The following is a 25,183-nucleotide window of genomic DNA, read 5'->3' as shown; positions in this document are numbered from 1 at the left end:
GGGACGATGACGATGCAGATCGCCGATACCGTTTCGCTGTCTTCGCCCGAGGCCAAGGCACGCGCCCGTGCCGCGGCCGCGCGCAACAATCTCCGCACCGAGCCGCAGGCGGTGCGCATCGCCATCATCGCGCTGGCGATCGTGTTTCTGTCGATCTTTGTCGTGCTGCCGCTGGTGCTGGTGTTCGCGCAAGCCTTTTCCAAAGGTATTCTTGCCTATGTCGCGGCGCTGTCTGAGCCGGAGGCGCTGGCCGCGATCAAGCTGACGCTGGTCGTCGCCGCGATCTCGGTCAGCGTCAATCTCATCTTCGGTCTCGTTGCGGCCTGGGCGATTGCAAAGTTCGAATTCACCGGCAAGACCTTCCTGATCACGCTGATCGACCTGCCGTTCTCGGTCAGTCCGGTCATCTCCGGTCTCGTCTTCGTGCTGTTGTTCGGGGCGCAGGGCTATTTCGGCGGCTGGCTGAGGGATCACGACATCCAGATCCTGTTCGCGGTGCCCGGCATCGCGCTCGCCACGACATTCGTGACCTTCCCCTTCGTGGCGCGCGCGCTGATCCCCTTGATGCAGGAGCAGGGCACGCAGGAAGAAGAAGCCGCGATCTCGCTCGGCGCTTCCGGCTTGCAAACCTTCTTCCGCGTCACGCTGCCCAATATCAAATGGGGCGTGCTCTACGGCGTCCTGCTCTGCAATGCGCGCGCGATGGGCGAGTTTGGTGCGGTCTCTGTCGTCTCCGGCCATATCCGCGGCGAGACCAACACCATGCCGCTGCTCGTCGAGATTCTTTACGATGAATATCAATTCGTCGCGGCTTTCGCGATTGCCTCGCTGCTCGCCATGCTTGCGCTGATCACGCTGATAGCAAAGACCATCCTGGAGCGCCGGCTAGAGGACGGAGAAGAATCCCGTGACCATTGAAGTCAAAAATCTCGTCAAGAAGTTCGGCAGTTTTGCCGCGCTCGACGGTGTCGACCTCAAGGTCGACAGTGGCGAGTTGCTGGCGCTGCTCGGGCCGTCCGGATCCGGCAAGACCACGCTGCTGCGGATCGTCGCCGGACTCGACTGGCCTGATGCGGGTGAGGTTTTCATCAACGGCGAGGATGCGCTGGCGCAGGGCGCGCGTGAGCGCCATGTCGGCTTCGTGTTCCAGCACTACGCGTTGTTCCGCCATATGAGCGTATTCGAGAACGTCGCCTTTGGCCTCCGCGTGCAGCCGCGCGCGATCCGCAAGGATGAGACGGCGATCCGCGCCCGGGTCAAGGAACTGCTCGATCTCGTGCAGCTCGACTGGCTCGCCGACCGCTATCCGAGCCAGCTCTCCGGCGGCCAGCGCCAGCGCATCGCGCTTGCCCGCGCACTCGCGATCGAGCCGCGCATCCTGCTTCTGGACGAGCCGTTCGGCGCGCTCGATGCGAAGGTGCGGAAAGAACTGCGCAAATGGCTGCGCTCGCTGCACCATGAGATCAACGTCACCTCGATCTTCGTCACCCACGACCAGGAGGAGGCGCTCGAAGTCGCCAACCGCGTCGTCGTCATGGACAAGGGCAGGATCGAGCAGATCGGCTCGCCGGACGACGTCTATGAGACGCCCGCGACCGCCTTCGTCCACGGCTTCATCGGCGAATCCATCGAGCTGCCGGTTCAAGTCGAGGGCGGCGTGGTCAGGTTCGGCGACCGCTCGCTAAATCTTGCAGCGGAGGGCCTGGCGCCTGGCGCGTCAAAACTGTTCGTGCGGCGACATGACATGTTGATCGGCCCGCCCGGCTCGGGCGCCTTCGAGGGCGCGGTCCAGCATGTCCGCAATTTCGGCCCGGTGCAGCGGGCCGAGGTCGCGCTCTCGGGCGGCGAGACCATCGAGATCGACGCGCCCCGTGACCGGGAACTGCGGGCCGGCGACACTATTGGCCTCGAGCCCCGCCGCTACCGCATCTTTACGGGCTAAGCTCCGTCATTCCGGGATGGTCCGAAGGACCAGGCCCGGAATCTCGAGGTTATTGAGCAAGATTCTCGGGTGCGCACTTGCGCACCGTAGTTCGGCGCTGCGCGCTGCCCCGGAATGACGGATACGATTTTCCTCAAAATTCACCTTTCAGCCACGGTTGGTATGCAACAACGGCCCCTCATTTGGGGGCCCCTGAACATGCGCGCTGCGGCCGCGATCCTTCTCACTTTGCTTCTCGCCGGCTGCGCCGGCAATGAAGCGCCGGTCCAGCAGCCCTCGATGTATGCCGACATGGCGGTCCCGGGCGCCAAGCTTGATGCGCCGGCCGCCGCGATCATGATCTCGCAATATCGCCAGAACAACGGGCTCGGCACTGTGGAGATCGACCCCGAATTGATGCGGCTCGCCGAGTCCCAGTCGGGCGCCATGGCCGCCGCCAACAAAATGGACCATGACGTCCGCGCCCCCCTGGGCAAGCGGCTCAATGCCGGCGGCTATCCGGCGACCGTGGCGGTCGAGAACATTTCGGCCGGCTATCATACGCTGGCGGAAGCGTTTTCCGGCTGGCGCGACTCGCCTCCGCACCGGGCCAACATGCTCAAGAGTGGTGTCACAAAATTGGGCATCGCGGCGAGCTATGCTCCGGGGACCAAATACAAGGTGTTCTGGACCATGATCCTGGCCTCAACCGATCCCCGATAAGCCAGACTTGATCCCTGACGCATTGACGTCGCGACAGACTGTCGCCACGGTGGCTCGCCTTTTGCTATTGTTCCCGAATGACAGATCATAGTCCGGAAGTCGCAACAGTCCCCGCGAAGGCGCAGCGCGTCCTGGTTCTCCAGGGCGGCGGCGCGCTCGGCTCCTATCAGGCGGGCGCCTATCAGGCGCTGTGCCATTTCGACTTCGAGCCCGAATGGGTTGCCGGCATCTCGATCGGCGCGGTCAATGCCGCCATCATTGCCGGCAATGAGGGCCACATCCGCGTCAAGCGGCTCAAGGAATTCTGGGAGATGGTGTCCGCGCCGGTGCCGTGGAAGCCGATCGGCAAGAGCGACCACAGCCGCGAGCTGTTCAATTCCACCAGCGCCGCACTGATCGCGACCTTCGGCGTGCCCGGCTTCTTCACCCCGCGCGTCCCGCCCGCGCCGCTCTGGCCGCCGGGCAGCCCGCAGGCCGAGAGCTATTACGACACCGCGCCGCTGAAGAAGACGCTGGAGCGGCTCGTCGACTTCGACCGCATCAACGATCTGAAGACTCGGCTTTCGGTCGGCGCCGTCGGCGTTACCTCCGGCAACTTCAAATATTTCGACAATTACGAGTTCAAGAAGCTTGGCAAGCAGATCGGCCCGGAGCACATCATGGCCTCGGGCGCGCTGCCTCCGGGGTTTCCGTCGGTCGTGATCGACGGCGAGCATTACTGGGACGGCGGCATCGCCTCCAACACGCCGCTCGACTTCGTGCTCGATGCCGAGGTCGATCGCGACATGCTGATCTTCCAGGTCGATCTGTTCAGCGCCCGCGGCGACCTGCCGAATTCGCTGCTCGAGGCCACCGAGCGCGAGAAGGACATCCGCTTCTCCAGCCGCACGCGCATGAACACCGACAAGAACAAGCAGTTGCACAACGCCCGCAGGGCGGCGCGCGAGCTGATTGCCAAATTGCCCGATTATCTCAAGAACGACCCATCCGTCGAGTTCCTCGCGAAGGTCTCTCGTGAGAGCACTGTCACGGTGGTGCACCTGATCTATCGCAGCAAGAACTACGAATCCTCGTCCAAGGACTACGACTTCTCGCATGTCGCGATGGTCGAGCACTGGGAAAGCGGCGTGCGCGACGTGCATCTGTCGATGCGCCACAAGGACTGGCTCGAGAAGCCGCAGTCCGGCGAGACCATGGTGACCTACGATCTCACGGGGGACGTCACCGCGCCCCCGCCAAAAAGGAGCGAATAACATGGGTACTCTCTCAGGCAAGAACGCCGTCGTGACAGGTTCGACCAGCGGCATCGGCCTTGCTTACGCGCGCGCGTTTGCCGCTGCCGGCGCCAATGTCGTCATCAACGGCTTCGGCTCGCCCGAGGACATCGAGAAGGAGCGCACCAAGATCGAAGCCGATTTCGGCGTGAAAGCGGTCTACTCGCCCGCCGACATGACCAAGCCGGCCGAGATCGCCGGGATGATCGCGCTCGGCGAAAAGTCGTTCGGCTCGGTCGACATCCTCGTCAACAATGCCGGCATCCAGTTCGTCTCGCCGATCGAGGAATTCCCGCCGGAGAAGTGGGACCAGATCATCGCGATCAACCTGTCCTCGGCCTTCCATGCCATCCGCGCCGCTGTTCCCGGCATGAAGAAGAAGGGCTGGGGCCGCATCATCAACACCGCCTCGGCGCACTCGCTGGTCGCTTCGCCCTTCAAGTCGGCTTACGTCTCGGCCAAGCACGGCATCGCCGGTCTGACCAAGACCGTGGCGCTGGAGGTCGCAACCAGCAAGATCACCTGCAACTGCATCAGCCCCGGCTATGTCTGGACGCCGCTGGTGGAGAAGCAGATCCCGGACACGATGAAGGCCCGCAACCTCACGCGCGAGCAGGTCATCAACGACGTGCTGCTCGACGCGCAGCCGACCAAGGAGTTCGTGACCTCGGAGCAGGTGGCCGCCCTTGCGCTGTTCCTGTGTAGCGACGACGCTGCGCAGATCACCGGCACCAATTTGTCGATCGACGGCGGCTGGACCGCGGAGTAACGGCCGCGTTCTGTCGTCCCAGACGACACAGCGTGGGGTGGGCAAAGGCGCGAAAGCGCCGTGCCCACCATCTCTCTCGATCACGAAAAAGGTCGTGGGCACGCTTCGCTTTGCCCACCCTACGATACCGGGGACCGGGCTGTGGTCTCGTGCCTCAATGGCTCCAGGCCAATGCCGTTACGATCGCAGATTGCAGGTTGAGCTCCGCGAACATGATCTTGCTGGCGACCACGACAAGGACGCTGGCCAGCGCCAAGCGCAGCACCGTTTCGGGCACGCGTGTTGCGCCGTAGCTGCCGATGATGATGCCGGGCAGCGAGCCCAGCAGCAGCACGCCCATCAGACCCCAGTCGACCGAGCCGAGCATCCAGTGTCCGATGCCCGCCACCAGCGTCAGCGGCACCGCATGCGCGATGTCGGAGCCGACGATGGTTGCCATCGGCAGGCGCGGGTAGAGCAACAGCAGCACGGTTACGCCGACGGCGCCGGCGCCGACCGACGAGATCGAGACCAGCACGCCGAGCACGACTCCCGTAATCACGGTCGCAATCGTGATGGTGCGCTCGTCGAGCTGCTCCATGCGGCGGCGATAGCGCTCCATGATCGACTTGCGGAAGATCAGCGATGTCGCGGTGAGAATCAGCGCGAAACACAGCACCAGATTGACCAGGTTGCGCTCGGCATCGCTGCGAAGATCCAGCTTCCACAGCACCAGCAGCGTCAGCGCGCTCGCCGGAATGCTGCCGCAGGCCAGCCGCAGCACCGCACGCCAATGCACGCTACGTGACCAGCCATGCACCACGCTGCCGCCGGTCTTGGTGGCGGCGGCATAGAGCAGGTCGGTGCCGACGGCCGTGGTCGGGTGGATGCCGAACAGCAGGATCAGGAGCGGCGTCATCAATGAGCCGCCTCCCACGCCGGTCAACCCGACAAGCAGGCCGACGCCGAAACCCGAAGCAACGTAGAGCGGATCAATCATGTCAGGGAGAATCTAGGTTTATCTCGTCAGTTGGGCAATATGACGTAGGATAAACTTTCCCCGCGACGCAACCTGTTGGACAGAATAAGAAAAATTATGCTGCGGAGTGGCTGGGGAGAGAGGTTTCGCCTGTTTCGCGCGCTCAACTGGAAACAGTCGTCCCCGGAACAACGCGCAGCTGGGCGTGCGTCGTACCTATTTACCAAACGCGAGCACGTGCAGCCCCAGCCGCTGTCTCACGATCCAGAACAGCAGCACGGTCTCGAAGGTCAGCGAGATCGAGGTCGCGGCCGCGGCGCCGTGGCCGCCGAAGCGCGGCACCAGCGCGATGCAGAGCACGACGTTCATGACGAACGCCAGCGCATAGGCGAGCGCGCAGATCTTCTGCTGGCCCAGCATGTTGAGCAGCCGCTCCACGGGACCGATCGCGGCGCGCACCACGAGGCCGACGGCCGCGACGAACATGATGTCGTAGCCGACAACGAATTGTGGTCCGAACAGCCAGAGCAGCGGCTTGCCGAGCGCGAGCAGCACGATGGTTGCCGCCAGCGATGGCCAGAATGTCCAGACGATCGCATGCGCGACATAGGCTGACAGGCGCGCCTTGTCGCCGCTGGCGTTGTATTCGGCGAAGCGATGCGCCGTCGTCGCCGACATCGCGTAGTGAATGAACGACACCAGCGCCAGCGTCTTCACCACGGCAAAGTAGACGCCGACCTCGTCGGAGGGGCGGAACTGCTGCAGCACCAGCACGTCGGTGTAGGAGAGCAGCAAATAAAAACTCTCGACCAAGAGAATCGGCAGCGAGACGGCGAGCCAGCCGCTGATGTCGTAGGCCTTGGGGCCCGGCGCGATGTGCTCGGCGAGCCTGCGGTTCAGCACCACCATCTGCCCGGTCATCGCGATCCAGACTGCGCCTGCGCTCGCCACCATCGCGGCGATGGCGCCGAGATGATAGCCGAGCAGGAAGGCGCACGCCGTGATGCCGATGATCAGCGCCTGGCGGATGATGAATTGCGGCATCAGGCCAAGCTGCATCCAGTCATGCGAGCGCGCGATGCCGTCCTGGGTGTTGGCGACGACGAAGGCCGGCAGCGTCATGCAGCCGATATAGAGCGGCAGCTCCTCGGCCGGATCGATCCATGGCGAGAAAAGCTTGACGATGCCCGCAAGCGCGAGCGACACCAGCGCAGAGACGGCGAAGGTCAGCCAGCGGCTGCCGGACAGAAAGCCGCGCAGCAGCGCGTGATCGCCGCTGGCGCGATATTCCGGAATGATCTTTTGCGCGGAAGCGGAGATGCCGAAATCCATCATGCTGCCGAGCAGCAGCACCCAGGTCCAGACATAGACATAGATGCCGTAGTCGGACGTCCCCATCCAGCGCGCCAGCAGCACCTGCGAAAAATAGGCGAGGCCCGCGCTGATGACGCGAATGATGAAGATGGTGCCGGCCAACCGCCGCGTCAGCGATGCTTCGCTCGAGCCGCCCGTCAGTTTTCCGCGCAACCGTGCGATCAGGCCGGCCGGTCCGGTCGTTGCGGGTTCTGCATCCATCACGGCCAAGTCGAACAATCCCCAGGCGTCCGCATGTCGCGGCAGCCTCCGGACTTAGCAACCATTCGTTAAGATTCGGTTGGGTGGGAACGCGGTCGCGCCGCCCTCGGTGTCGTCCCGGACCTGCGCGCCGCTGCACGGCGCTTGTCTGGGACGACCGCTGAATGTGGAGTGCCGGCAGCGCAATTGACGCGCCTTCGGCAGTTCGGCCTCACTGCAAGTTCGTATTGAACTCGTACGATTTGTCCGGCCCGACCAGCGTCAATTTCAGCGCCGCGCCATCAGGCTTGACGCCCGGCGGCAATCCGTCGAGCTCGAAGGAAAATCGCTTCACCCCGGGCGGGCTGTGTTCGACCGCATCGGGAATGGGCAGCGACCACTCCGGCGTCGGCCCTTCCACGAACAGATTGACCTTGCTGCCTTCGGGCGCGACGACATCGACCACCACGTTCTTTGGCCCGTCGCGCTTGACGTCGCGGATGGTCAGCGGATTTGGGTCGCCGATATTGGCGGGCTTCGGCACGGCGTCGAGTGCTGCGCGCAAATTGCCGTCTTCAGTCGATGCGACGTTGTTGAAGCCGAGCTCGACATTGGCCTCGACGGGAATGCAAAGCTTTTCGCAGACCGCGTAGTTGATCTCGGCGCGCAGCGTCACGGGCTTGTCGGCCGCCTTGGCGACGATACGCAAGGGCAGCACGATCTGGTCGTGATAGCCGATCGAATGACCGCCCGCGCCGTCGTCGAATTTCAGTGGCGCCGGCCACATCACGGTCACCGCTTCGACATTGTCTGACTTGGAGAAGTCGAACCGCGGCGGAACGCCGGAATCGCCCGGCATGCGCCAGTAGGTCTTCCAGCCGGGCTCAAGCTGGACAGCGATACCGCCGAGCAGCACCGTGCCGCTGCGCGATCCCGCGAGCAGGCGCACCGCGGAATGTCCGTCGCGCTGCCACGGCGACGCATCGTCGGCATGGGCAGCGATCGCCAGTGACGACGCAAGCAAGGTTGTTGCGACGCCAATCGCCGCATGCAGGGGAACTCTGGTCAGCATGGCACGTCTTTACAGGGTCGCCCCTGGTCAAACCATTGAATTGCTTGTGATGGATGCACCCGAATCATATCTCTGCAAGCCTTGATTTGACAGCAGGGCGGCCCGACATCAGGATAGGAATTCAAACCGGAGTGCTTCACCGATGGCTCCCACAGGCAAGAGGACGGGCGAAAGCACCCGCGGCACAGGCCCCAGGCTCCCCAATTCCGCCGCTTACCTCGACGGCCGGCTCCTGATCGCGATGCCGGTGATGGGCGACTCCCGCTTCGAGCGCTCGGTGATCTATCTCTGCGCTCATTCCGCCGAAGGCGCGATGGGCATCATCGTCAATCATCCCGCGGGCAGCATCGACTTTCCGGAGCTCTTGGAGCAGCTCGGAATCGTCAAGAAGGGCGAGCACATCAAGCTGCCCGAAAATGCCGAAAGCATGAAGGTGCTGCGCGGCGGGCCGGTCGACACCGGCCGCGGCTTCGTGCTGCATTCCAGCGATTTCTATATCGAGAACGCGACGCTGCGGATCGATGACGGCGTCTGCCTCACCGCGACGGTCGACATTCTCCGCGCGATCGCCAACGGCTCCGGCCCCAAGCACGCCATCCTCGCGCTCGGTTACGCCGGCTGGGGGCCTGGCCAGCTCGAGACCGAGATCCAGAGCAACGGCTGGCTGCATTGCGACGCGGACGCGGACCTGATCTTCGGCGACGACGTCGACGAGAAATACGGCCGCGCCCTGCGCAAGATCGGTATCGATCCCGGCATGCTGTCGAACGAGGCCGGGCACGCGTAGCTGGGTGGGGCGACTTTGCAGTCGCGTGTCACCTTCCGCTGTCATGCCCCGGCTTGAGCCGGGCGATGACACCCGCTACTGGATTGACGCTACTCCGCCGCCTGCTGCTGAACCGTCGGCTCGGTCCCCGCCACCGTCGCACGGCGCATGTCGCGCGGCTGCGACTGGTCGTAGCGGCGGACGCGATGCATGGTCTGGCGGTTGTCCCACATCACGAGGTCATGCAGCTTCCATTTGTGGACGTAGACGAACTCGGCTTGCGTCGCGTGCTCGTTGAGATCGCGCAGCAACAGCCGACCTTCCGGCACGCTCATGCCGACGACCTTGCCGGCATGCGATGACAGATACAGCGATTTGCGGCGATGCACGGGATGGGTCCGCACCAGCCGCTGCAGCACCGGCTTGAACATCGCCTTTTCCTCGTCGGTATACTCGGTGAAGCCGAGCGATCCCCGCGAATACATCAACGAGTGCTCGCAGACGAGGTCCTCGATCTCCGCCTTGGTCTCGTCGTCGAGCGCGTCATAGGCCGCGCGCATATCGGCGAATTCGGTGTTGCCGCCCTTCGGGTTCACCACGCGGGCTGACAGCAGCGAGAATTTTGCCGGGATTGGGCGGAACGAACTGTCGGAATGCCACAGGCAGTTGCCGAGATTGAACAGATGCGAGCGGCTGTCTTTTGCCAGCGGCTTGCCGTCCTTGCCGAGGTTGGAGACGTCGTTGAGGCCGGACTGCAGCCGATAGTCCTTTTCCTTGGTCACCGTGCCGCCGCGGGCATCCTCGCGCTGACCGAAATTCAGCGCGAACGCTATCTGCTGCTCGTCGCTGATATCCTGGTCGTGGAAGACGAGCACCGCATATTTGTCCATGGCGGACTCGATCTCGCGGGCCTCATCCGGCGTGAGCGGCTTTCGCAGGTCGAGGCCCGAAACCTCGCCGACAAAATGCTTCTGAAGCTGCCGGATGGCGATCGACATGGCGTTCTCTCCCACGAATTGCGAGCGGTTGGGCCCGCTCTGTCGGTGAAAAAGCTACTCTCGTAACAGTGGTTGTCAACGCTCGCCGCGCATGGCTCTCACGCATTCCGCGCCATCAGCCCGCCGTCGACCGGGATCACCGCACCGGTAAGAAAAGACGCTGCCGGCAGGCACAGGCTCAGCGTCATATGCGCGACCTCTTCTGGGTCGCCGTAGCGGCCGAGCGCGGTGCGGCGCTTGGCGTAGATGGTCTTGTGCTCCTCGGAGATGCGGTCCGTGATGGCGGTGCGGATCGGGCCCGGGCAGATGCAATTGACCGTGATGCCCTCGCGGCCGAGCTCGACTGCGAGCGAGCGCGTCAGGCTCGCAACGCCACCCTTCGCCGCCGAATAGGGGCTGTGCAATGCAGTGGCGCCGAGCGCTTCGGTCGAGGCGATGTTGACGATGCGTGGCGATTTCGATTTGCGCAAATGCGGCAGCGCGGCGCGGATGATGCGTGGATGCGCCGTCAGCATCACCGCGATGCCCTTGGCCCAGGCATCTTCATAAGCCTCATCGTCGATCGCGACGCGCACGGAGATGCCGGCATTGTTGATGACGATGTCGAGACCGCCGAAATGCGCGGCGACATCGCCAACCACGCGCTTGATTTCGCCGCCGTCGGCGACGTCGAGCTTCCACGATTTCGCCGAGCCGCCGCTCGCCGCGATCTCCTTGGCAACTGCGCTCGCGCCTTGCTCGTCATAGTCGGTGACGGCGACGTTGGCGCCTTCGCCAGCGAACACGCGTGCAGTGGCTCGGCCCATGCCGCTGGCGGCGCCGGTGACGAGAACGGTCAGACCCTTCACGGAGCGGCTGAGCTTGAACTCGGGCATGTGTTTCCTCGTGGTCTCTTGTTTCTTGTTGTGAGATGGACAAGGCTGGCATCGATCCGCAGACAGGTCAAACAAGCAAGACAAAGGGGGAGGCCGCGATGGCGAACGAGCTCGATTTCTCTGGCAAGCAGGTGCTGGTGGTCGGTGGTTCCAGCGGTATCGGCAATGGTATTGCACAGGCGTTTCGCGCCAGAGGCGCTAGCGTTGCGGTATGCGGCACGCGCGCGCGTGCAGCGGAATATTCGGTCGAGGAGGGCTCCGATCTCGCCGGTCTTGCCTACGCGCAGCTCGACGTCAGCAAGACGAGCGCGATCGAGGAGTTCAAGCCGCCCTTCGACAAGCTTGATATTCTCGTGCTCGCGCAGGGCGCGGTGATCTATCGCCGCGGCGAGTTCGAGATGGCGGGCTTTCGCAAGGTCGTCGAGGTCAATCTCATGAGCCTGATGGCGTGCGCGACGCGATTTCATTCCATGTTGCGGGATTCGAAGGGGGCGTTGATCATGGTGTCCTCGACCGCGGCCTATCATTCCACCATGGGCAATCCCGCCTACAACGCCTCGAAGACCGGCGCGGTCGGCTTGACGCGGACCTTGGGCGAGGCGTGGGCCGAGGACGGCATCCGCGTCAACGGCATCGCGCCCGGCCTCGTCGACACCAAGATGACGAAGGTGACGACCGACAATCCCAAGCGGCTCGAGGGCGCCTTGGCGCGCATTCCGCTGCGGCGATTGGGCACGCCGGCTGACATGGCCGGTGCGGCCCTGTTCCTGGCCTCTACGCTGTCGTCCTACATCATCGGTCAGACACTGGTGGTCGATGGCGGACTCATTCTCTGACCTGATTGGAACTGCGCTGCGCCTGATCGGTTACTCCGGCTGACCCCGGAGGAGGAGCATCATGGACAAGGACAGGATCGTCGGATCGGCCAAGGAATTCGCTGGACGCGCTGAAGGCGCCGTCGGCGATCTCGCAGGCGATGCGCAGACGCAGGCATCGGGCAAGGCGCGCGAAGCCGCCGGCACAGTGCAGAATCTCTACGGCCAGGCCAAGGACGCCGTCCGTGACGCCGCGGACACCGCCACCAGCTACGCCAAGGATGCTTACGACAAGCCGGCCGAAACCTTGCGTGACGGCTCGCAGGCGATTGCCCAGAAGGTGCAGGACAATCCGCTCGGCTCGCTTCTGATCGCGGGCGGCATCGGCTTCGCCCTCGCGCTTCTGATGTCGCGCCCCGCCCGTCGCCCGCCGCCGCGCTGGCGTTATTACGGCTGAGCGACAAACACGCGCTCTCGTGCCCCGGACGCGCTGCAGCGCTAAAGCGCTGCTGCGCAGAGCCGGGGCAATTCTTTGTCGATGTTGAAGAAGCTGGGTCCGGCTCCGCGGCGCACCACCAAGGCGCTGCGCCGCGTCCGGGACATAAGACTAAACTACCGAACCACTTCGGCTGCACGCCCGACATTGCCGGGCGGACGCGGAATCGCGGGGTTCGGATTCGGGTTGCGCGGCCCGGGCGCCAGTTGACGCGGAGCAGGTTGCGGCGAGCCGAAGCCGAAGAAATCACGCAGTGACGGCGTTGCCTGTGCCGGCTGCGGCGGCGGCGTCGGCTTCTTCGGTGCGACCGGCTTGGGAGGCGCGATCGCAGCGGCAGCACCGGGCGTGCCGGGCGCCGCAGCGCCGCCGTCGGGCGTCGTCGCCGCAACAGGCGTATCGCCCTTGGCTTGCTCGCGGCCGACCTCGCGGCGCGGCCAGGAATAATCATCCGCACGGCCCGCGGGCGCGGCCAGCGGTTCGCCCTTCACCAGCGTCCTGGCCGCGAGCGCATCGACGGAGGCGGGGCGCGTGCCGGGTCCACCCAGCAATTGATCGGTCGAGATCGAGGCCGCAACCAGCGGCACGATCGGGCCGGCGAGCGGCCGCGGCGGCGGCTTGCCGGGCTCGGCGTTGGTGTCGGGCGTTGCCGGTTCGCTCGGCAGGGCGATCGGACCGGAACGGCCGGCCAGGAGACGCGTGATCTCGCGTTCGACATAGTGCGCGAGCTTGCGCGCGCCGGGCTTGGTGAAATAGACGCCGTCGCCGCTGCGCAGCTGTCGGATCTGGCCTTCGAAATCAGGGCCCTTCTGCAGGAAGCGGCCGGCCTCGTCGACAAAGCCGTCCCAGACGTCGACATAGGTGATGCCGGCCTTGGCTGCGCCTTCGCGATAGAGCGAATCCAGGAACAGCATGTCCGCGGTGCCCTTGGGTCCGCGGATCGCGGGCAGGCCGACCCAGAGCACCGGCACGCCCTTGGCCTTCAGGACGCCCGCAAGTTCCTCGATCTTCTTGCCGTAGAGCTCAACCCAGCGGTCGTCGCGGAATTCGTAGACGCCATTTGGATTACGCGGGGCCTTTTCGGGCGCGGCTGCGGGCGTGTCCGCGTTGTCGGCGTCGTCCTGCGGCAGGTCGGTGTCGACGGGCTTGTCGTCCGGCTTTGCCGCGGTGTCGGACTTGGTCTCGCCGGACTTCGCGTCACCCGGTTTGGCGTCACCTTTTCCTTGCGGCTTGGCGCGCGCGCCCTTGTCGTTCTTCTTGTCCTTGTCCTTCTCCGCAGGCTTGTCGGTGACAGGCTCGCGGATCGACATGCGATCGTTGAGGCCGAGCATGACGACGATGACGTCAGGCTTCTCGGTCTCCAGAATGCCCTTCGCGGCCGCGGCCCAGTCCGAGGGCTCGCCCTTCGGCTGATACTTGATCAGGCCAGACGTGGTCCTGTGCTTGCGGATCACGCCCATGTCGGGCTGCTCGGTGTAGGCGTCTTCAAGGCCATAGGCGAGCCAGTCGGCCATGGCATCGCCGATCACCAGCACGTTCTTGTCCGGAATGGTGTCACGCTTGGCGGGTGCCGGCGCGCGCGAAAAATCCTGGCGTGGGGCCTGCTGCTGCTGCTGTTGGAAGGGCGCGAAGAAATCACCGCCGAACCAGCCGCCACCACGCTGCGGCGGCGGCGCCGATCGCTGCGGCGGGCCACCGAAGCCCGGGAAGTTGAAGAACTGCGCCGAGGCCGGTCCCGCGATCGAGACTAGGATCGCAAGCGCCGTCCCCAGCGCGATCAGCGGGCCGGTCTCGGTCAGCGCCTTGAAAAAGGATTTTGGCTTCGACATGCGATCTCGGGCGCGCGCAATGGGGTCTGGAGATAGGTCGTTATAATAACGGAATCGGGCGCCAAACGGGCAAATTCTCTTGCAGATTCTTAGGGAATACACCGCCGATCCGGCCAAAATCGCCGCTCAGGGTTACTTTCGGGCCGCTTTTACCGCCCGCGCAGCCGGTCCAGCACGTCGGAGGTGGCAAACCCGTCGGCAGGGAGCCCGATCGAGACCTGGAAGTTGCGCAACGCCTCCCGGGTCTGGCCGCCGAACTGGCCGTCCGGGGTACCCTTATAGAAGCCACGCTGGGCCAAGAGCTGCTGCAGTTCCAGCCGCTCGGTCCGCGACAGCTCCCGTTCCTGCCGCGGCCATGGCTGCACGAAGGGCTGCCCGCCGCGCAGGCGGTCGGCGAAATGGCCGATCGCCATCGCATAGGCCTCGGCGGGATTGTATTTCATGATGACGCGGAAGTTCTGCAGCATCAGGAAGCCGGGCCCCTGCGCGCCGGCGGGCGCCAGCAAATAGGCTTTATCCGCCGGATGTGGGAAAGGCTGATTGGTCGCCCGCTTGAGCCCGAGCTTCTCCCATTGCCCGAGCGTCATCATCTTGGCCCGGTCGGCCAGCATGTAGTTGAAGCCCTGCGGCACCACGACCTCAAAGCCCCAGGTCTGGCCGCTCTGCCAGCCGTCCTTCTTCAGATTGTTCGCTGTCGAGGCGATTAGATCGGTCGGATTGTCGACCACGTCGCGCCTTCCGTCGCCGTCGCCATCGACGGCAAAGCGCTTGAACGCGGTCGGCATAAACTGGGTCGGGCCGAACGCGCCGGCCCAGGAGCCGCGCATCTGCTCAGGGCGCAGATCGCCGCGGTTGAGGATCTCCAGTGCCGAGAGGAACTCGTCCTTGAAATAGGCCTGGCGGCGGCCGACGCAGGCGAGCGTCGCGGTCGATTGCAGCACGCTGCGGTCGCCCATCTGCGTCGAATAGTTGGATTCGATGCCCCAGATCGCCGCGATGATATAGCGGTCGACGCCATAGGCCTTTTCGGTCGCGTCGAACTGCGCCTTGTATTGGGCGAGGATTTCCTTGCCCTTGGCGAGGCGGTTGTCGTTCACGAGGATGTCGAGATAGTCCCAGATCGACTTGGAGAACTCCGGCTGAGAGTCCATCAGGTCCATGATGCGCAAGTCGGGCGACAGCCCAGCGGTGAAGCGCTGAAAATTCTCCTGCGTGATGCCGCGCCGTGCGGCATCAGGCCACATGCCCGCAACGCAATTGTCGAAATTGCCGGCCGCCTCGCGGATCGCAGCCGCCGTCATCAGCGGATGGCCGGAGGCGCCGTCCTCGCCGCTCCAAGGTTGAGCTCCCGTCTGGGCCCCGCCCGGGGCCGGCTGCGACGGCGCCGGGCTCGAGCCGGAGAAAATACCGCCGAACAGGTTGGACAGGCCGCTTTGCCCCTGTTGTCCTTGTTGCCCTTGGGCCCGCGCAGACACAGGGAACAGAAGCGCGGCCGCAATCATTGTTGCGCTCGCCAGAGATCCGCCGCGTTTTGCCAAGCCTGCCACCGATTGCCTCATATCCCATCCGTCCGGCCGAAAATCCGCCATCAGGAGGCCTCGTTACGGTTGCCAATATCTTAACAAAGGTGAATTTTTGCTGGTCACCTTTTTCGCAAATTCTCTGAAACGGAGCCCTACATCCGCCTTTGTTACCGGCTGCAAAACCGCTAGCAAGAAGCATTGCTTCTTTCACCTGCGTCCCAAGGTATTCGATCAATCCCATGAAAATCCGCAAAGCCGTATTTCCCGTCGCCGGCCTCGGCACCCGCGTCCTGCCCGCCACCAAGGCGATGCCGAAGGAAATGCTCACCATCGTCGACAAGCCCCTGATCCAGTACGTCTATGACGAGGCGCGGGAAGCCGGCATCGAGCACTTCATCTTCGTCACCGGCCGCAACAAGAACGTCATCGAAGACCATTTCGACAGGATGTTCGAGCTCGACACGACGCTCAGTCAGCGCGGCAAGAAGGCCGAGCAGGAGATCCTGGCGCAGAACCAGCCGGAAGCCGGCGCCGTCAGCTTCACCCGCCAGCAGGCGCCGCTCGGCCTCGGCCACGCGGTCTGGTGCGCGCGCGACATCGTCGGCAACGAGCCGTTCGCGGTGGTGCTGCCCGACGAGCTCGTGCTCAATTCGCCCGGATGCCTGAAGCAGATGGTCGAGACGGCGGCAACGCTCGGCGAGAAATCCAACCTGATCGCGGTCGAGGCGGTGCCCGACCATCTCACCCATCAATACGGCATCTGCGGCGTCGGAAAGCGCACCGGCAAGATGTTCGAGGTCGATGGCATGGTCGAGAAGCCGGCCAAGGGCACGGCGCCCTCAAACCTTTCGATCACAGGCCGCTATATTCTCCAACCCGAGATCTTCAAGATTCTGGAGACCCAGGAGCGCGGCGCCGGCGGCGAGATCCAGCTCACCGACGCGATGATCGGCCTCGCCAAATCGCAGAAATTCTACGGCGTCGAGTTCGAGGGCGAGCGTCATGATTGCGGCTCCAAGCCCGGCTTCCTGCGCGCCAACATCGCCTATGCGCTGAAGCGGCCCGAGCTGCGCGAGGGGCTGATCGCGGAGATGAAGAAGTATCTCGAGCAGTAGCCGCTCACGCCACCAGCGACAGCTGCGCCAAGCTTGCCACCACCGACTGGTTGCGGCCGCCGGCTTTTGCGGCATAGAGCGCCTTGTCGGCGGCGGCGACCAGCACGGCCCAGTCCATGCCAGCAGTGGGCGCGAGGCTGGCGACGCCGCAGGAGACGGTCGATCCCGCGCCGCCATCGGACCAGCCCAGCACCTTGGCACGAATGGTCTCGGCGATCCTGAACGCGTCGGTGGCCGACGTGTTCGGCAGCAGCACGGCGAACTCCTCGCCGCCATAGCGTGCGGCGCAGTCGCCGGCGCGGCGCACCGAATCCGAGATGCAGATGGCGATGCCGACCAGCACCTGGTCGCCGGCCTGGTGACCGAACGTGTCGTTGTAGGCCTTGAAGTGATCGGCATCGATCATCAGCAGCGCGACCTGCGTCTTCTGGCGCATGGCGCGCCGCCATTCCATGTCGATGACCTGGTCGAACTTGCGGCGGTTGCGCAGGCCCGTGAGCGCGTCGGTCGTCGCCATCTCCTCGAGCCTGCTTTCGGCATCCGCGCGCCGGCCGATCTCGCGGGCGAGCACGATGGCCGAGCCCAGCACGAACAGGGACAGCATCAGCACCACGGCGCCGATGCGCAGCGCTTCTCTCTGCCACAATGAGAACACCGCGCTCAGCGGCTTGCCTGCCACGACAAACAATGGGCCGGAGCCGCTGCTGCGCACGTAAAGGCGCGGCGTCACATCCACCGGCCCCTTACCGGCGTAGGACCCGCCGGCCCTGAGATTGTCAGGTTTCCAGTTCTGCTGCGTTCCCAGATTCTTGCCGATTATGTCGAGATCAAACGGCCGCCGCATCATGATGGTGCGGTCGCGCTTGAGCACGGTGATGGTGTCCTCGGGGTCGAGGCTCAGCCGCTCGAACAGTTCGTGGAAATAGGTGTAGCGGATCGAGCCGGCCACGACCCCCATGAAGCCGCCGTCGGTATCGCTGATGCGCCGGCTCAGCACGATCGAAAAGGCGCCGCGGAACAGCATCGGACGGCTAATGAACAGTCCGACGTCCGGATTGTCGCGATGAATTCGGAAATACTCTTCGTCGGTGCGGTTCTCGGCTTGCGGATCCAGTGTCGAGGCGTCGATGGTCAGCCTGCCGTCGGCATCGAACACCTGGATGGCACCGAAATGCCGAGCCGTGGTCGCATGATCGAACAGGATGAGCTGACGGACCGATCTCGAGACCGTGGCGAGTTCGGGCAGCAGCATGTTGTTGACGACCGCCTTTAGGGAGAGGTCGTAGATATCGATGTTGCGGCTGATGTCGGCGTCGATCGAGGTGGCCAGGTTTTCCAGCGTCTGGCGGGCCAGCGCCTCCTCGCCGCGGCGCATGTCCAGCATGACGTTGACGCAAATGGCGGAAAAGCCGATCACCGTCACGACGGACGTGATGATCAACAGCTTTGCCGAGATACGCCAGGGCCGGCGGGCCTTGGCTTTGCGCCATCCAGACAGCATCCTTTGCTCCCGATACTAGTGGATGCGCCTGAAAGCTTGCTCAGTGTTTAAGCCGCGACGGCACCGCCGCGATGAGTTAAGGAATGGTTTATCCGGCTAGCGATTTTTGGCAGGCCCGATCGGCTGGATCCGGGCTTCGGACGAGAGGACAGACGTGAACGACTACGATGCGCTACGTGACTACTTGATGCGGCACAAGCAGGCGGAGTTCGTGCTGACCTTCGAGCAGATCGAGGAGATCATCGGCGCTGCTCTGCCGCGCGCGGCCAACCGTGCGTCATGGTGGGACAGCCTGCGCAGCCCCGATATCCAGATGCCGCAGCGCGAAGCCTGCCTCGCCGCGGGCTTCGTGGCGACGCGGATGCCTGACGGTGCGAGCGTGCGGTTCACGAAGCGGAAGAACGACCGGCGGAGGTAGCGAGATTTCCTGGTCCGGTATGTTCCCTTCCGTAAACGGGAGAGGTGAACGTCCCCGCCGCTGCGCGATTCAACCTGACAATCCCGCTCTAGAGGCTTCGTCTCACGCTTTCGAGAAATTGTTGTTTTTCGCCCGGCGCGTAACCTTGGGAAGCTCCGTAATACGGTTCATTTGATTGATTGAACGGTGCGGACCGGGAGTGGATCGGTGATCTAGGTGGCACATACGCTCTGGTCTCGGCGTGTGCGGCCGATCTTGATCCGACCGGGCGACGATCATGCCGCTTGTTCTCTTTCATCGGCGCCGTTGCACCACCGTAGTACGGGTTGAGGACGCACATCTGACCGTTGGCCGATGCCCTGCATTCGTCCATCGTATGGTAGCTGCATCGATAGTAAGGGGTAGCTCCGAAGGCGACGACGTACAGACAAACGGGATAAGCCGGATCATATCTCTGAGCCCGGGCATGCCCTGATGCTAAGAGCATGCCTATGGCCAAAATCGTCAAAGCCAATGTGCGCATTGGAACTTCCTCCAAGTGGCGCAACATGCGGTGCACGCGGACCGTAGACGGCATTGATCCAGGTCAACGTTCTCGGAATGGGTTCACGCGTGGATATAGAGAGGCCGCGGCGCTCTTAAGTATCGTAGGGTGTGCAAAGCGAAGCGTGCCCACGTCTTCAGGATGGTGGGCACGGCGCAAGTGCGCCTTTGCCCACCCTACGGCACCTCGCGCGTCGAACGATCAGCTCGCTGCTTCCAGCCGCACTTCCGTCAGCAGGCGCATCGCGGCATCCGCGTCCATCGGCTCGCCGAAGGCGAAGCCCTGCGCGTATTCGCAGCCCAATTGATACAGTTCGACCGCGTCGGAATCGGTCTCGGCGCCTTCCGCCACCACGTCCATGCCGAGATCATGCGCGAGCGCGATGATCGACTTCAGGATCACCGGCCGCGTTCCGCGGTTGGTGGTGCGGACGAAGGACTGGTCGATCTTGATGGTGTCGAACGGGAAGCGCTGGAGATAGGCCAGCGAGGAATGGCCGGTGCCGAAATCGTCGAGCGACAGCCCCGTGCCGAGCTCGCGGATCCGCGTCAGCATTTGCGCGGCGTGCTCCGGATTCTCCATCACCAGCGATTCCGTCAATTCCAGCTTCAGCGTGCCGCGCGCGACTGAAGATCGCGACAGCACGGTTCTGATATCGTGAATCAAATCGTGGCGCAGCAGCTGCCGCGAGGAGACGTTGACGGACGCGAAGATCGGCTCGCGCGAGCGCATCGCGCGTTGCCAGATCGAAAGCTGCTTGGCGGTCTGGTCGAGCACGAACATGCCGAGATCGACGATCAGGCCGGTCTCTTCCGCGATCGTGATGAATTCCGACGGCGCCATGCGCCCGAGTTTTGGATGATCCCAGCGCACCAGTGCCTCGAAGCCGGCGACTGAGCGATCCTCGAGCCGGACGATCGGCTGGTAAAGGATGGTGAGCTCCTGCCGCTCGATGGCGCGGCGCAGCTCGCTCTCCAGCGTCAGGCGGTCGGTCTTCCGCGCGCGCATTGCCGGCTTGTAGACATCGATGCGGTCGCCGCCGATGCGCTTGGAATGATACATCGCAAGCTCGGCGTCCTTGATGATCTCGTCCGTGAGCTGGGTTTGCGGATCGGACAGCGCCATGCCGATCGAGGCGGTCAGGAAGATCTCGCGGTCGTTGAAGGCGATCGGCGCGCGGATGGTCTTGCGGATGGTCTCGGCGAAATTGGTGATCCGCGCCGGGTCCTGCTCCGAGAGCAGGATCAGGCCGAACTGGTCGCCGGCGAGGCGCGCCAGCGTGTCCTGCGGCTTCAGGATGCGGGTGAGGCGGCGGGCCAGCGTCAGCAGGATGGAATCGCCGACCGCGATGCCGACGGAATCGTTGACCTGCTTGAAGCGGTCGAGATCGATCACCATCAGCGTCGGCCGCAGCGTCGGCATGGTCTTGGCGAAATGCGCGACGGCGCCCAACCGGTCCATGAACAGCTTGCGGTTGGGCAGGCCCGTGAGATTGTCATGCACGGAATCGTGCAGCAGGCGCTCTTCCGCGTTGCGAAGCTCGGTGACGTCGGTGAGCGTACCGACCACGCGCGAGACCTCGCCGTCGGAGCCGACCACCGGGCGCGCCTTCAGCGCGAACCACATGAAATGACCGTCGGGGGTACGCAGGCGGAAATCCTGCACCAGGCGGCCGCGGCGCTGGTCGAGCACGCTATCGAGCGCGGCACGGAAACGGTCCTGGTCGAGCGGATGCAGCACTTCTAGCCACGAGGCCGCGGGTCCTTCGAGCGTGCCGCGCTTCAGTCCGAGCAGGGCTTCCGTCTCGGGGCTGGTGAAAACCTTGTCGGCGGATACGTCCCAGTCCCAGATCAGATCGCCGGAACCCGCCAGCGCCAGCGCGCGGCGTTCGATGTCGGAGACGACGCCTGTGGTGGCGCCGCCGCCGGCGAAGGCGTGCTGCATGACGGTGAAGCCGATCAGCATCACGATCAGCACGAGGCCGCCGAGCAGGGCAGGGCCGACGATGTCGTTGGTAACGGAGCCCGCAACCGTCATGCCGGCCGCGACCACCCAGACCACCAGGAGGAACCAGGTCGGGATCAGCAGCACCGCGCGGTCGAAACCATGGGTAGAGAGATAGACGATCAGCGCGAAGCCGGCGAACGCGATCAGCACCAGCGAGATGCGTGCGATGCCGGAGGCGACGGCCGGGTCGAATAGCGCGAGCGCGACCAACGAGCCGAGGAACGCGAGCCAACCCACCGTGATGTGCGAGTAGCGCACATGCCATCGACTGAGATTGAGATAGGCGAACAGGAACACCAGCAGCGTCGCCGCCAATATCGCTTCACCCGCCGCGCGCCAGATGCGCTCGGCGTTGTTCGACATGTCGAGCACCTTGCCCCAGAAGCCGAAATCGACGCCGATATAGACCAGCACCGCCCAGGCCAGCGCTGCGGCCGCCGGGAACATGATGCTGCCCTTCACCACGAACAAAATCGTGAGAACGAGCGCCAAAAGGCCGGAGATGCCGATCACGATGCCCTGGTACAGCGTGAACGAGTTGACCTTGTCCTTGTAGGCTTCCGGTTCCCACAGATAGAGCTGCGGCAGCTTGTCGGTGCGCAGTTCCGCGACGAAGGTGACGACGGCGCCGGGATCGAGCGTGATGCGGAACACGTCGGCCGTCGCGCTTTCCTGGCGTTCCGGCCGGTCGCCGATCGACGGCGTAATGGTCGCGATGCGCGACAGCCCGAGGTCGGGCCAGAGCAGTCCCGAGGAGACGATGCGGTAATGCGGAGCGACAATCAGACGGTCGAGCTGATCGTCGGTGTTGTTGGCGAGCGCGAACACCACCCAGTTCTGGCCGCCCTCGCGGGCGCGCACCTCGATGCGGCGGACGATGCCGTCGGTGCCGGGCGCGGTGGAGACCTGGATGCGATCTGCGTCGCTGCGCTGATGCTCGAGCACGCCGGTGAGGTCGATCGCGGGCGCGTCGCTGCGAACGCTGACAGCGTCGAGCGCGCGCGCGGGATACGCGGCGACAAGAATCATGAGGCCCAGCGCGATGGGCGCGAGGCACCTGATCAGACGCAAGGTCAGTTCTCCGCGTTCGACGCAAACTCTGAGTGCAGGAACGGCACGCAAGGCTGGCACGTAAAGACGATTTCAGGCCGGACGGAAGTGGTTCGGCGTTTCGCGATAGATGCCACGAAAGCCAAGAAAATCAAAGGGTTTCCGCCCGGTTTGATGGGCCAGCGGCCTAGACCTCCAACACAATTTTGCCAATATGTGCGGAGGTCTCCATGCGCCGGTGTGCGTCGGCGGCCTTTTCCAGCGGGAAAGCACTGTCCATCAGGGGTTTGACCCGGCCTTCGCGCAGAAGCGGCATCACTTTCGCCTCGATCGCGGCGACCATCGCCGCTTTGTCCGCATTACTACGGGGACGCAAGGTCGAGCCGGTATGGGTCAACCGCTTCACCATCACCTTGGCGATGTTGACGCTGACCTTGGGGCCGTTGAGGGTCGCGATCTGCACGATGCGGCCGTCGACGGCAGCGGCGTCATAGTTGCGATCGACATAGTCGCCGGCGACCATGTCGAGGATCAGGTTGACGCCGACCTTGTCGGTTTCTTCCTTGACCACAGTGACGAAATCTTCGGTTTTGTAATTGATCGCACGATCCGCCCCCAGCTTGAGGCAGGCGTCGATCTTGTCCTGCGAGCCGACGGTGACGAACACCCTTGCACCGAACGCCTTCGCGAGCTGGATCGCCATGGTGCCGATGCCTGAGGAGCCGCCGTGGATCAGCAGCGTCTCGCCGGCCTTCAAGCCGCCGCGCTCGAACACATTGTGCCAGACCGTCATCAGGGTTTCCGGCAGCGCACCGGCTTCCCTAATCGACAGCGCCGGGGGCACGCTCATCGCCTGCGCGTCCTGTGCGATGCAATACTGCGCATAACCGCCGCCGGCGACCAGCGACATGACCTTGTCGCCGATCTTGTGCCGCTTGGCGTTGCTGCCGACCGCGACCACTTCACCTGCGATCTCGAGGCCGGGCAGGTCGCTGGCGCCGGGCGGTGGCGGATAGGCGCCGGAGCGCTGCGCCACGTCGGGCCGGTTGACGCCCGCGGCCTGCACCTTGACCAGGATCTCGTCAGGACCGGGCTGCGGCACAGCCCGCTGTTCCGGCAGCAGCACCTCCGGTCCACCGGGCTTGGAGATGGCGACCACGGTCATTTGCGCGGGCAGCTTGTCCATGATGTGTCCTTGAGCAAAGGTGCGAGGGAAACGAGGCCTTTGATTAGCCAGCGCAGTCCGGACTGGCAACCGCCCAAGCCGTGTATCAAGCGGTGTGGTCCGGTCGGCGGACGCAGGAGGAACGACGATGCCGATGGAAGACGACGACCGCCCGCGCAAGAAGGTCACCCACGAGATCGGACAGGATCTCTCACTGTTGTCGGTCGAGGAACTGACCGAGCGCGTCTCCTTGCTCAAGACCGAGATCGCAAGACTAGAAGAAGCCGCCACCAAGAAGCGCGCCTCGCACGATGCAGCGAACAGCTTTTTCAAGACGTAGTCGTCGTCAAACCAATGTCTGTCGTCCTGGCGAAGGCCGGGACCCATACTCCGTGCAGGTCATTGGGCGATGACTCCGAGTTACCTGCTCGTGCGACCACGCCTCCCGTGGTTATGGGCCCCGGCCGCCGGGGCGACGACGGAGAGACACTCGTCCACTGGCCGACATGCCTAACGAACCCTCAAAATAATCGTTCGTTTACGCACCATTAAGCTTTCGAGTTTATGACTGGAACTGTCCTCGTTTGGACACCGAGTGGCTCCTGTCCACTCTGTTTGACGCCTCCCTGTTATCAACTTTCAAAGCCGCCGGTCTCCGGCGGCTCTTTTTTTCCTCCATTTCCGGTTGAGTTCCTCGGAATGACCCGCGGAAACCATATCCGCGCTTGCCGCTGGACTCCGCGATCCCCCCGCGCAATGATTTGTTCATCATAAGCCGGCGCAAAAGCCGGACAGGTAAACAGTTGCGTAAGGGGCGTTAACCATGGAACGTTTGCAAGCCGACGGCGCTCTCGTTCAACTCAGCGAGCGGTTCACCAATTCTGCGGCGTTCGGCGTCCTGTTCCGCGAGGGCATGGATCTCGTCGAAGAGACCGCCGCTTATCTCGACGGTGCCGGCCGCACCGAGGCCAAGGCGCTCGACCGGGCCGTCAGCCTCACCTACGCGACCGAGAGCATGCGCCTCACCACGCGCCTGATGCAGCTCGCCTCATGGCTGCTGTTGCACCGTGCCGTGAAGGAAGGCGAGATGACGCTGGTCCAGGCCAACCGCGAGAAGACCAAGGTCAAGCTCACCGCCGCCGATCCCGGTCCCTCCGACACCATCGAGAAGCTGCCGACGCAGCTCCAGGATTTGATCCATCGCTCGATGAGCCTGCAGACCCGCGTGCGCCGGCTCGATAGCTCGATCCACACCCCGCCGGCCGACCACATCGCGATCGGCAACCCGCTGGTGCCGCACCTCAACGCATTGAAGGCCGCGTTCGAGCGGTAAGCTTTTCGTCATTCCGGGGCGATGCGAAGCATCGAACCCGGAATCTCGAGATTCCGGGTTCGGTCCCGCGGACCGCCCCGGAATGACATGCGGAAAAACAAAAACGCCCCCGGTCTCCCGGGGGCGTTTTTCGTTCCCGCCTTGCCGGCCGGATCAATCCTTTTTGAGGAAGCCCGAAAACTTCTTCTGGAAGCGCGAGACGCGGCCGCCGCGATCCATGATCTGGGCGTTGCCGCCGGTCCAGGCCGGGTGCGACTTCGGGTCGATGTCGAGGTTCAGCGTGTCACCTTCCTTGCCCCAGGTGGAGCGGGTCAGGTACTCGGTTCCGTCGGTCATGACGACCTTAATCGTATGATAATTCGGATGAATCTCGGCTTTCATGGCAATTCCTAGGGCGCCCGGCGCCTTGCTTGAGTGGCTATCGAATGACGGATTTGGCCGGGTCTATACCTCACAGCCCCCCTTAAAACAAGCCATTGT

24 protein-coding genes are annotated in these 25,183 nt (G+C 63.9%); 12 read left to right on the top strand and 12 right to left on the bottom strand.

Annotated elements, in window-relative coordinates:
* Positions 1-6 precede the first annotated feature (6 nt).
* From cysW to XI06_RS41110, 5 genes are all read left to right on the top strand, one after another.
* Positions 7-918: a sulfate ABC transporter permease subunit CysW gene (gene cysW, locus XI06_RS41130; RefSeq protein ID WP_271607893.1), complete on the top strand. Its 912-nt coding sequence runs from the start codon at positions 7-9 to the stop codon at positions 916-918.
* The gene (locus XI06_RS41125; RefSeq protein ID WP_271607892.1) at positions 908-1,942 is read left to right on the top strand and encodes a sulfate/molybdate ABC transporter ATP-binding protein; all 1,035 of its coding nucleotides are present in this window, start codon (positions 908-910) and stop codon (positions 1,940-1,942) included. The genes cysW and XI06_RS41125 overlap by 11 nt, the downstream gene beginning before the upstream one ends.
* Positions 1,943-2,140: 198 nt before the next feature.
* Entirely contained in the window at positions 2,141-2,644 is a 504-nt protein-coding gene (locus XI06_RS41120; protein ID WP_271607891.1) for a CAP domain-containing protein, read from the top strand.
* A 77-nt stretch (positions 2,645-2,721) separates the two neighbouring features.
* Positions 2,722-3,897 (top strand): patatin-like phospholipase family protein, encoded by a 1,176-nt coding sequence (locus XI06_RS41115; protein WP_271607890.1) that lies wholly within the window; start codon positions 2,722-2,724, stop codon positions 3,895-3,897.
* 1 nt (position 3,898) lies between these two features.
* Positions 3,899-4,687, top strand: coding sequence for a 3-hydroxybutyrate dehydrogenase (locus XI06_RS41110; protein WP_237890296.1), 789 nt, complete (start codon positions 3,899-3,901; stop codon positions 4,685-4,687).
* 154 nt (positions 4,688-4,841) lie between these two features.
* Here the strand turns inward: XI06_RS41110 and XI06_RS41105 are convergent, their stop codons facing one another.
* From XI06_RS41105 to XI06_RS41095, 3 genes are all read right to left on the bottom strand, one after another.
* Complete coding sequence (locus XI06_RS41105) at positions 4,842-5,666, bottom strand: sulfite exporter TauE/SafE family protein (RefSeq protein WP_271607889.1); 825 nt, start codon at positions 5,664-5,666, stop codon at positions 4,842-4,844.
* 195 nt (positions 5,667-5,861) lie between these two features.
* Entirely contained in the window at positions 5,862-7,229 is a 1,368-nt protein-coding gene (locus XI06_RS41100; RefSeq protein WP_237863349.1) for a flippase, read from the bottom strand.
* A 202-nt stretch (positions 7,230-7,431) separates the two neighbouring features.
* Complete coding sequence (locus XI06_RS41095) at positions 7,432-8,271, bottom strand: protein-disulfide reductase DsbD domain-containing protein (protein WP_237863065.1); 840 nt, start codon at positions 8,269-8,271, stop codon at positions 7,432-7,434.
* A 142-nt stretch (positions 8,272-8,413) separates the two neighbouring features.
* Here XI06_RS41095 and XI06_RS41090 point away from each other — a divergent pair, with 142 nt between their 5' ends.
* Positions 8,414-9,058 carry a YqgE/AlgH family protein gene (locus XI06_RS41090; protein WP_237863064.1) on the top strand — a complete coding sequence of 215 codons (645 nt, stop codon included), beginning with the start codon at positions 8,414-8,416 and terminating at the stop codon, positions 9,056-9,058.
* A gap of 89 nt (positions 9,059-9,147) precedes the next feature.
* Here XI06_RS41090 and XI06_RS41085 read toward each other — a convergent pair whose 3' ends face one another.
* Positions 9,148-10,035 carry a TauD/TfdA dioxygenase family protein gene (locus XI06_RS41085; RefSeq protein WP_271607888.1) on the bottom strand — a complete coding sequence of 296 codons (888 nt, stop codon included), beginning with the start codon at positions 10,033-10,035 and terminating at the stop codon, positions 9,148-9,150.
* Between the two features lie 98 nt (positions 10,036-10,133).
* Positions 10,134-10,910, bottom strand: a complete 777-nt coding sequence (locus XI06_RS41080; protein ID WP_271607887.1) for an SDR family NAD(P)-dependent oxidoreductase — start codon at positions 10,908-10,910, stop codon at positions 10,134-10,136.
* Between the two features lie 98 nt (positions 10,911-11,008).
* On the opposite strand from XI06_RS41080, the gene XI06_RS41075 reads away from it, so the two are divergent.
* Positions 11,009-11,746 (top strand): SDR family NAD(P)-dependent oxidoreductase, encoded by a 738-nt coding sequence (locus tag XI06_RS41075; protein ID WP_237871635.1) that lies wholly within the window; start codon positions 11,009-11,011, stop codon positions 11,744-11,746.
* Positions 11,747-11,807: 61 nt separating this feature from the next.
* Positions 11,808-12,182, top strand: coding sequence for a CsbD family protein (locus XI06_RS41070; RefSeq protein WP_237863060.1), 375 nt, complete (start codon positions 11,808-11,810; stop codon positions 12,180-12,182).
* A gap of 155 nt (positions 12,183-12,337) precedes the next feature.
* Here the strand turns inward: XI06_RS41070 and XI06_RS41065 are convergent, their stop codons facing one another.
* On the bottom strand, positions 12,338-14,047 hold the full coding sequence (locus XI06_RS41065; RefSeq protein ID WP_237863059.1) for an SGNH/GDSL hydrolase family protein: 1,710 nt from the start codon (positions 14,045-14,047) through the stop codon (positions 12,338-12,340).
* Between the two features lie 149 nt (positions 14,048-14,196).
* Entirely contained in the window at positions 14,197-15,606 is a 1,410-nt protein-coding gene (locus XI06_RS41060; protein ID WP_271607886.1) for a lytic murein transglycosylase, read from the bottom strand.
* 203 nt (positions 15,607-15,809) lie between these two features.
* Between XI06_RS41060 and galU the strand changes: the two genes are divergently transcribed.
* Complete coding sequence (gene galU / locus XI06_RS41055; RefSeq protein ID WP_237863055.1) at positions 15,810-16,685, top strand: UTP--glucose-1-phosphate uridylyltransferase GalU; 876 nt, start codon at positions 15,810-15,812, stop codon at positions 16,683-16,685.
* 4 nt (positions 16,686-16,689) lie between these two features.
* Here the strand turns inward: galU and XI06_RS41050 are convergent, their stop codons facing one another.
* Complete coding sequence (locus XI06_RS41050) at positions 16,690-18,186, bottom strand: GGDEF domain-containing protein (protein WP_271607885.1); 1,497 nt, start codon at positions 18,184-18,186, stop codon at positions 16,690-16,692.
* Positions 18,187-18,340: 154 nt separating this feature from the next.
* On the opposite strand from XI06_RS41050, the gene XI06_RS41045 reads away from it, so the two are divergent.
* The gene (locus tag XI06_RS41045) at positions 18,341-18,604 is read left to right on the top strand and encodes a DUF7662 domain-containing protein (protein WP_237890301.1); all 264 of its coding nucleotides are present in this window, start codon (positions 18,341-18,343) and stop codon (positions 18,602-18,604) included.
* An 88-nt stretch (positions 18,605-18,692) separates the two neighbouring features.
* Here XI06_RS41045 and XI06_RS41040 read toward each other — a convergent pair whose 3' ends face one another.
* The 3 genes from XI06_RS41040 to XI06_RS41030 all read right to left on the bottom strand — a co-directional run bounded on the left by XI06_RS41040 (position 18,693) and on the right by XI06_RS41030 (position 23,391).
* Positions 18,693-19,127, bottom strand: coding sequence for a DUF3551 domain-containing protein (locus XI06_RS41040; RefSeq protein ID WP_271607884.1), 435 nt, complete (start codon positions 19,125-19,127; stop codon positions 18,693-18,695).
* Between the two features lie 222 nt (positions 19,128-19,349).
* A complete protein-coding gene (locus XI06_RS41035) occupies positions 19,350-22,226 on the bottom strand; it encodes an EAL domain-containing protein (protein ID WP_237863052.1) in 2,877 nt (958 codons plus the stop codon).
* Positions 22,227-22,392: 166 nt separating this feature from the next.
* On the bottom strand, positions 22,393-23,391 hold the full coding sequence (locus tag XI06_RS41030) for an NAD(P)H-quinone oxidoreductase (protein WP_237890302.1): 999 nt from the start codon (positions 23,389-23,391) through the stop codon (positions 22,393-22,395).
* Positions 23,392-23,518: 127 nt separating this feature from the next.
* Between XI06_RS41030 and XI06_RS41025 the strand changes: the two genes are divergently transcribed.
* Both XI06_RS41025 and rcdA read left to right on the top strand, forming a co-directional pair.
* The gene (locus XI06_RS41025; protein WP_237890303.1) at positions 23,519-23,710 is read left to right on the top strand and encodes a DUF1192 domain-containing protein; all 192 of its coding nucleotides are present in this window, start codon (positions 23,519-23,521) and stop codon (positions 23,708-23,710) included.
* Between the two features lie 483 nt (positions 23,711-24,193).
* Positions 24,194-24,703, top strand: coding sequence for a protease adaptor protein RcdA (gene rcdA, locus XI06_RS41020; RefSeq protein WP_237863049.1), 510 nt, complete (start codon positions 24,194-24,196; stop codon positions 24,701-24,703).
* A 153-nt stretch (positions 24,704-24,856) separates the two neighbouring features.
* Here the strand turns inward: rcdA and rpmE are convergent, their stop codons facing one another.
* Positions 24,857-25,084, bottom strand: coding sequence for a 50S ribosomal protein L31 (rpmE, locus tag XI06_RS41015; protein WP_025034016.1), 228 nt, complete (start codon positions 25,082-25,084; stop codon positions 24,857-24,859).
* Positions 25,085-25,183: the final 99 nt, after the last annotated feature.

The sequence above is a fragment of the Bradyrhizobium sp. CCBAU 11434 genome (assembly GCF_028128895.1).
In the GTDB taxonomy this organism is placed as follows: Bacteria; Pseudomonadota; Alphaproteobacteria; order Rhizobiales; family Xanthobacteraceae; genus Bradyrhizobium; species Bradyrhizobium zhengyangense.
The sequence above is the reverse complement of the archived record's forward strand: the minus strand, read 5'-3'. Positions and strand labels throughout refer to the sequence as shown.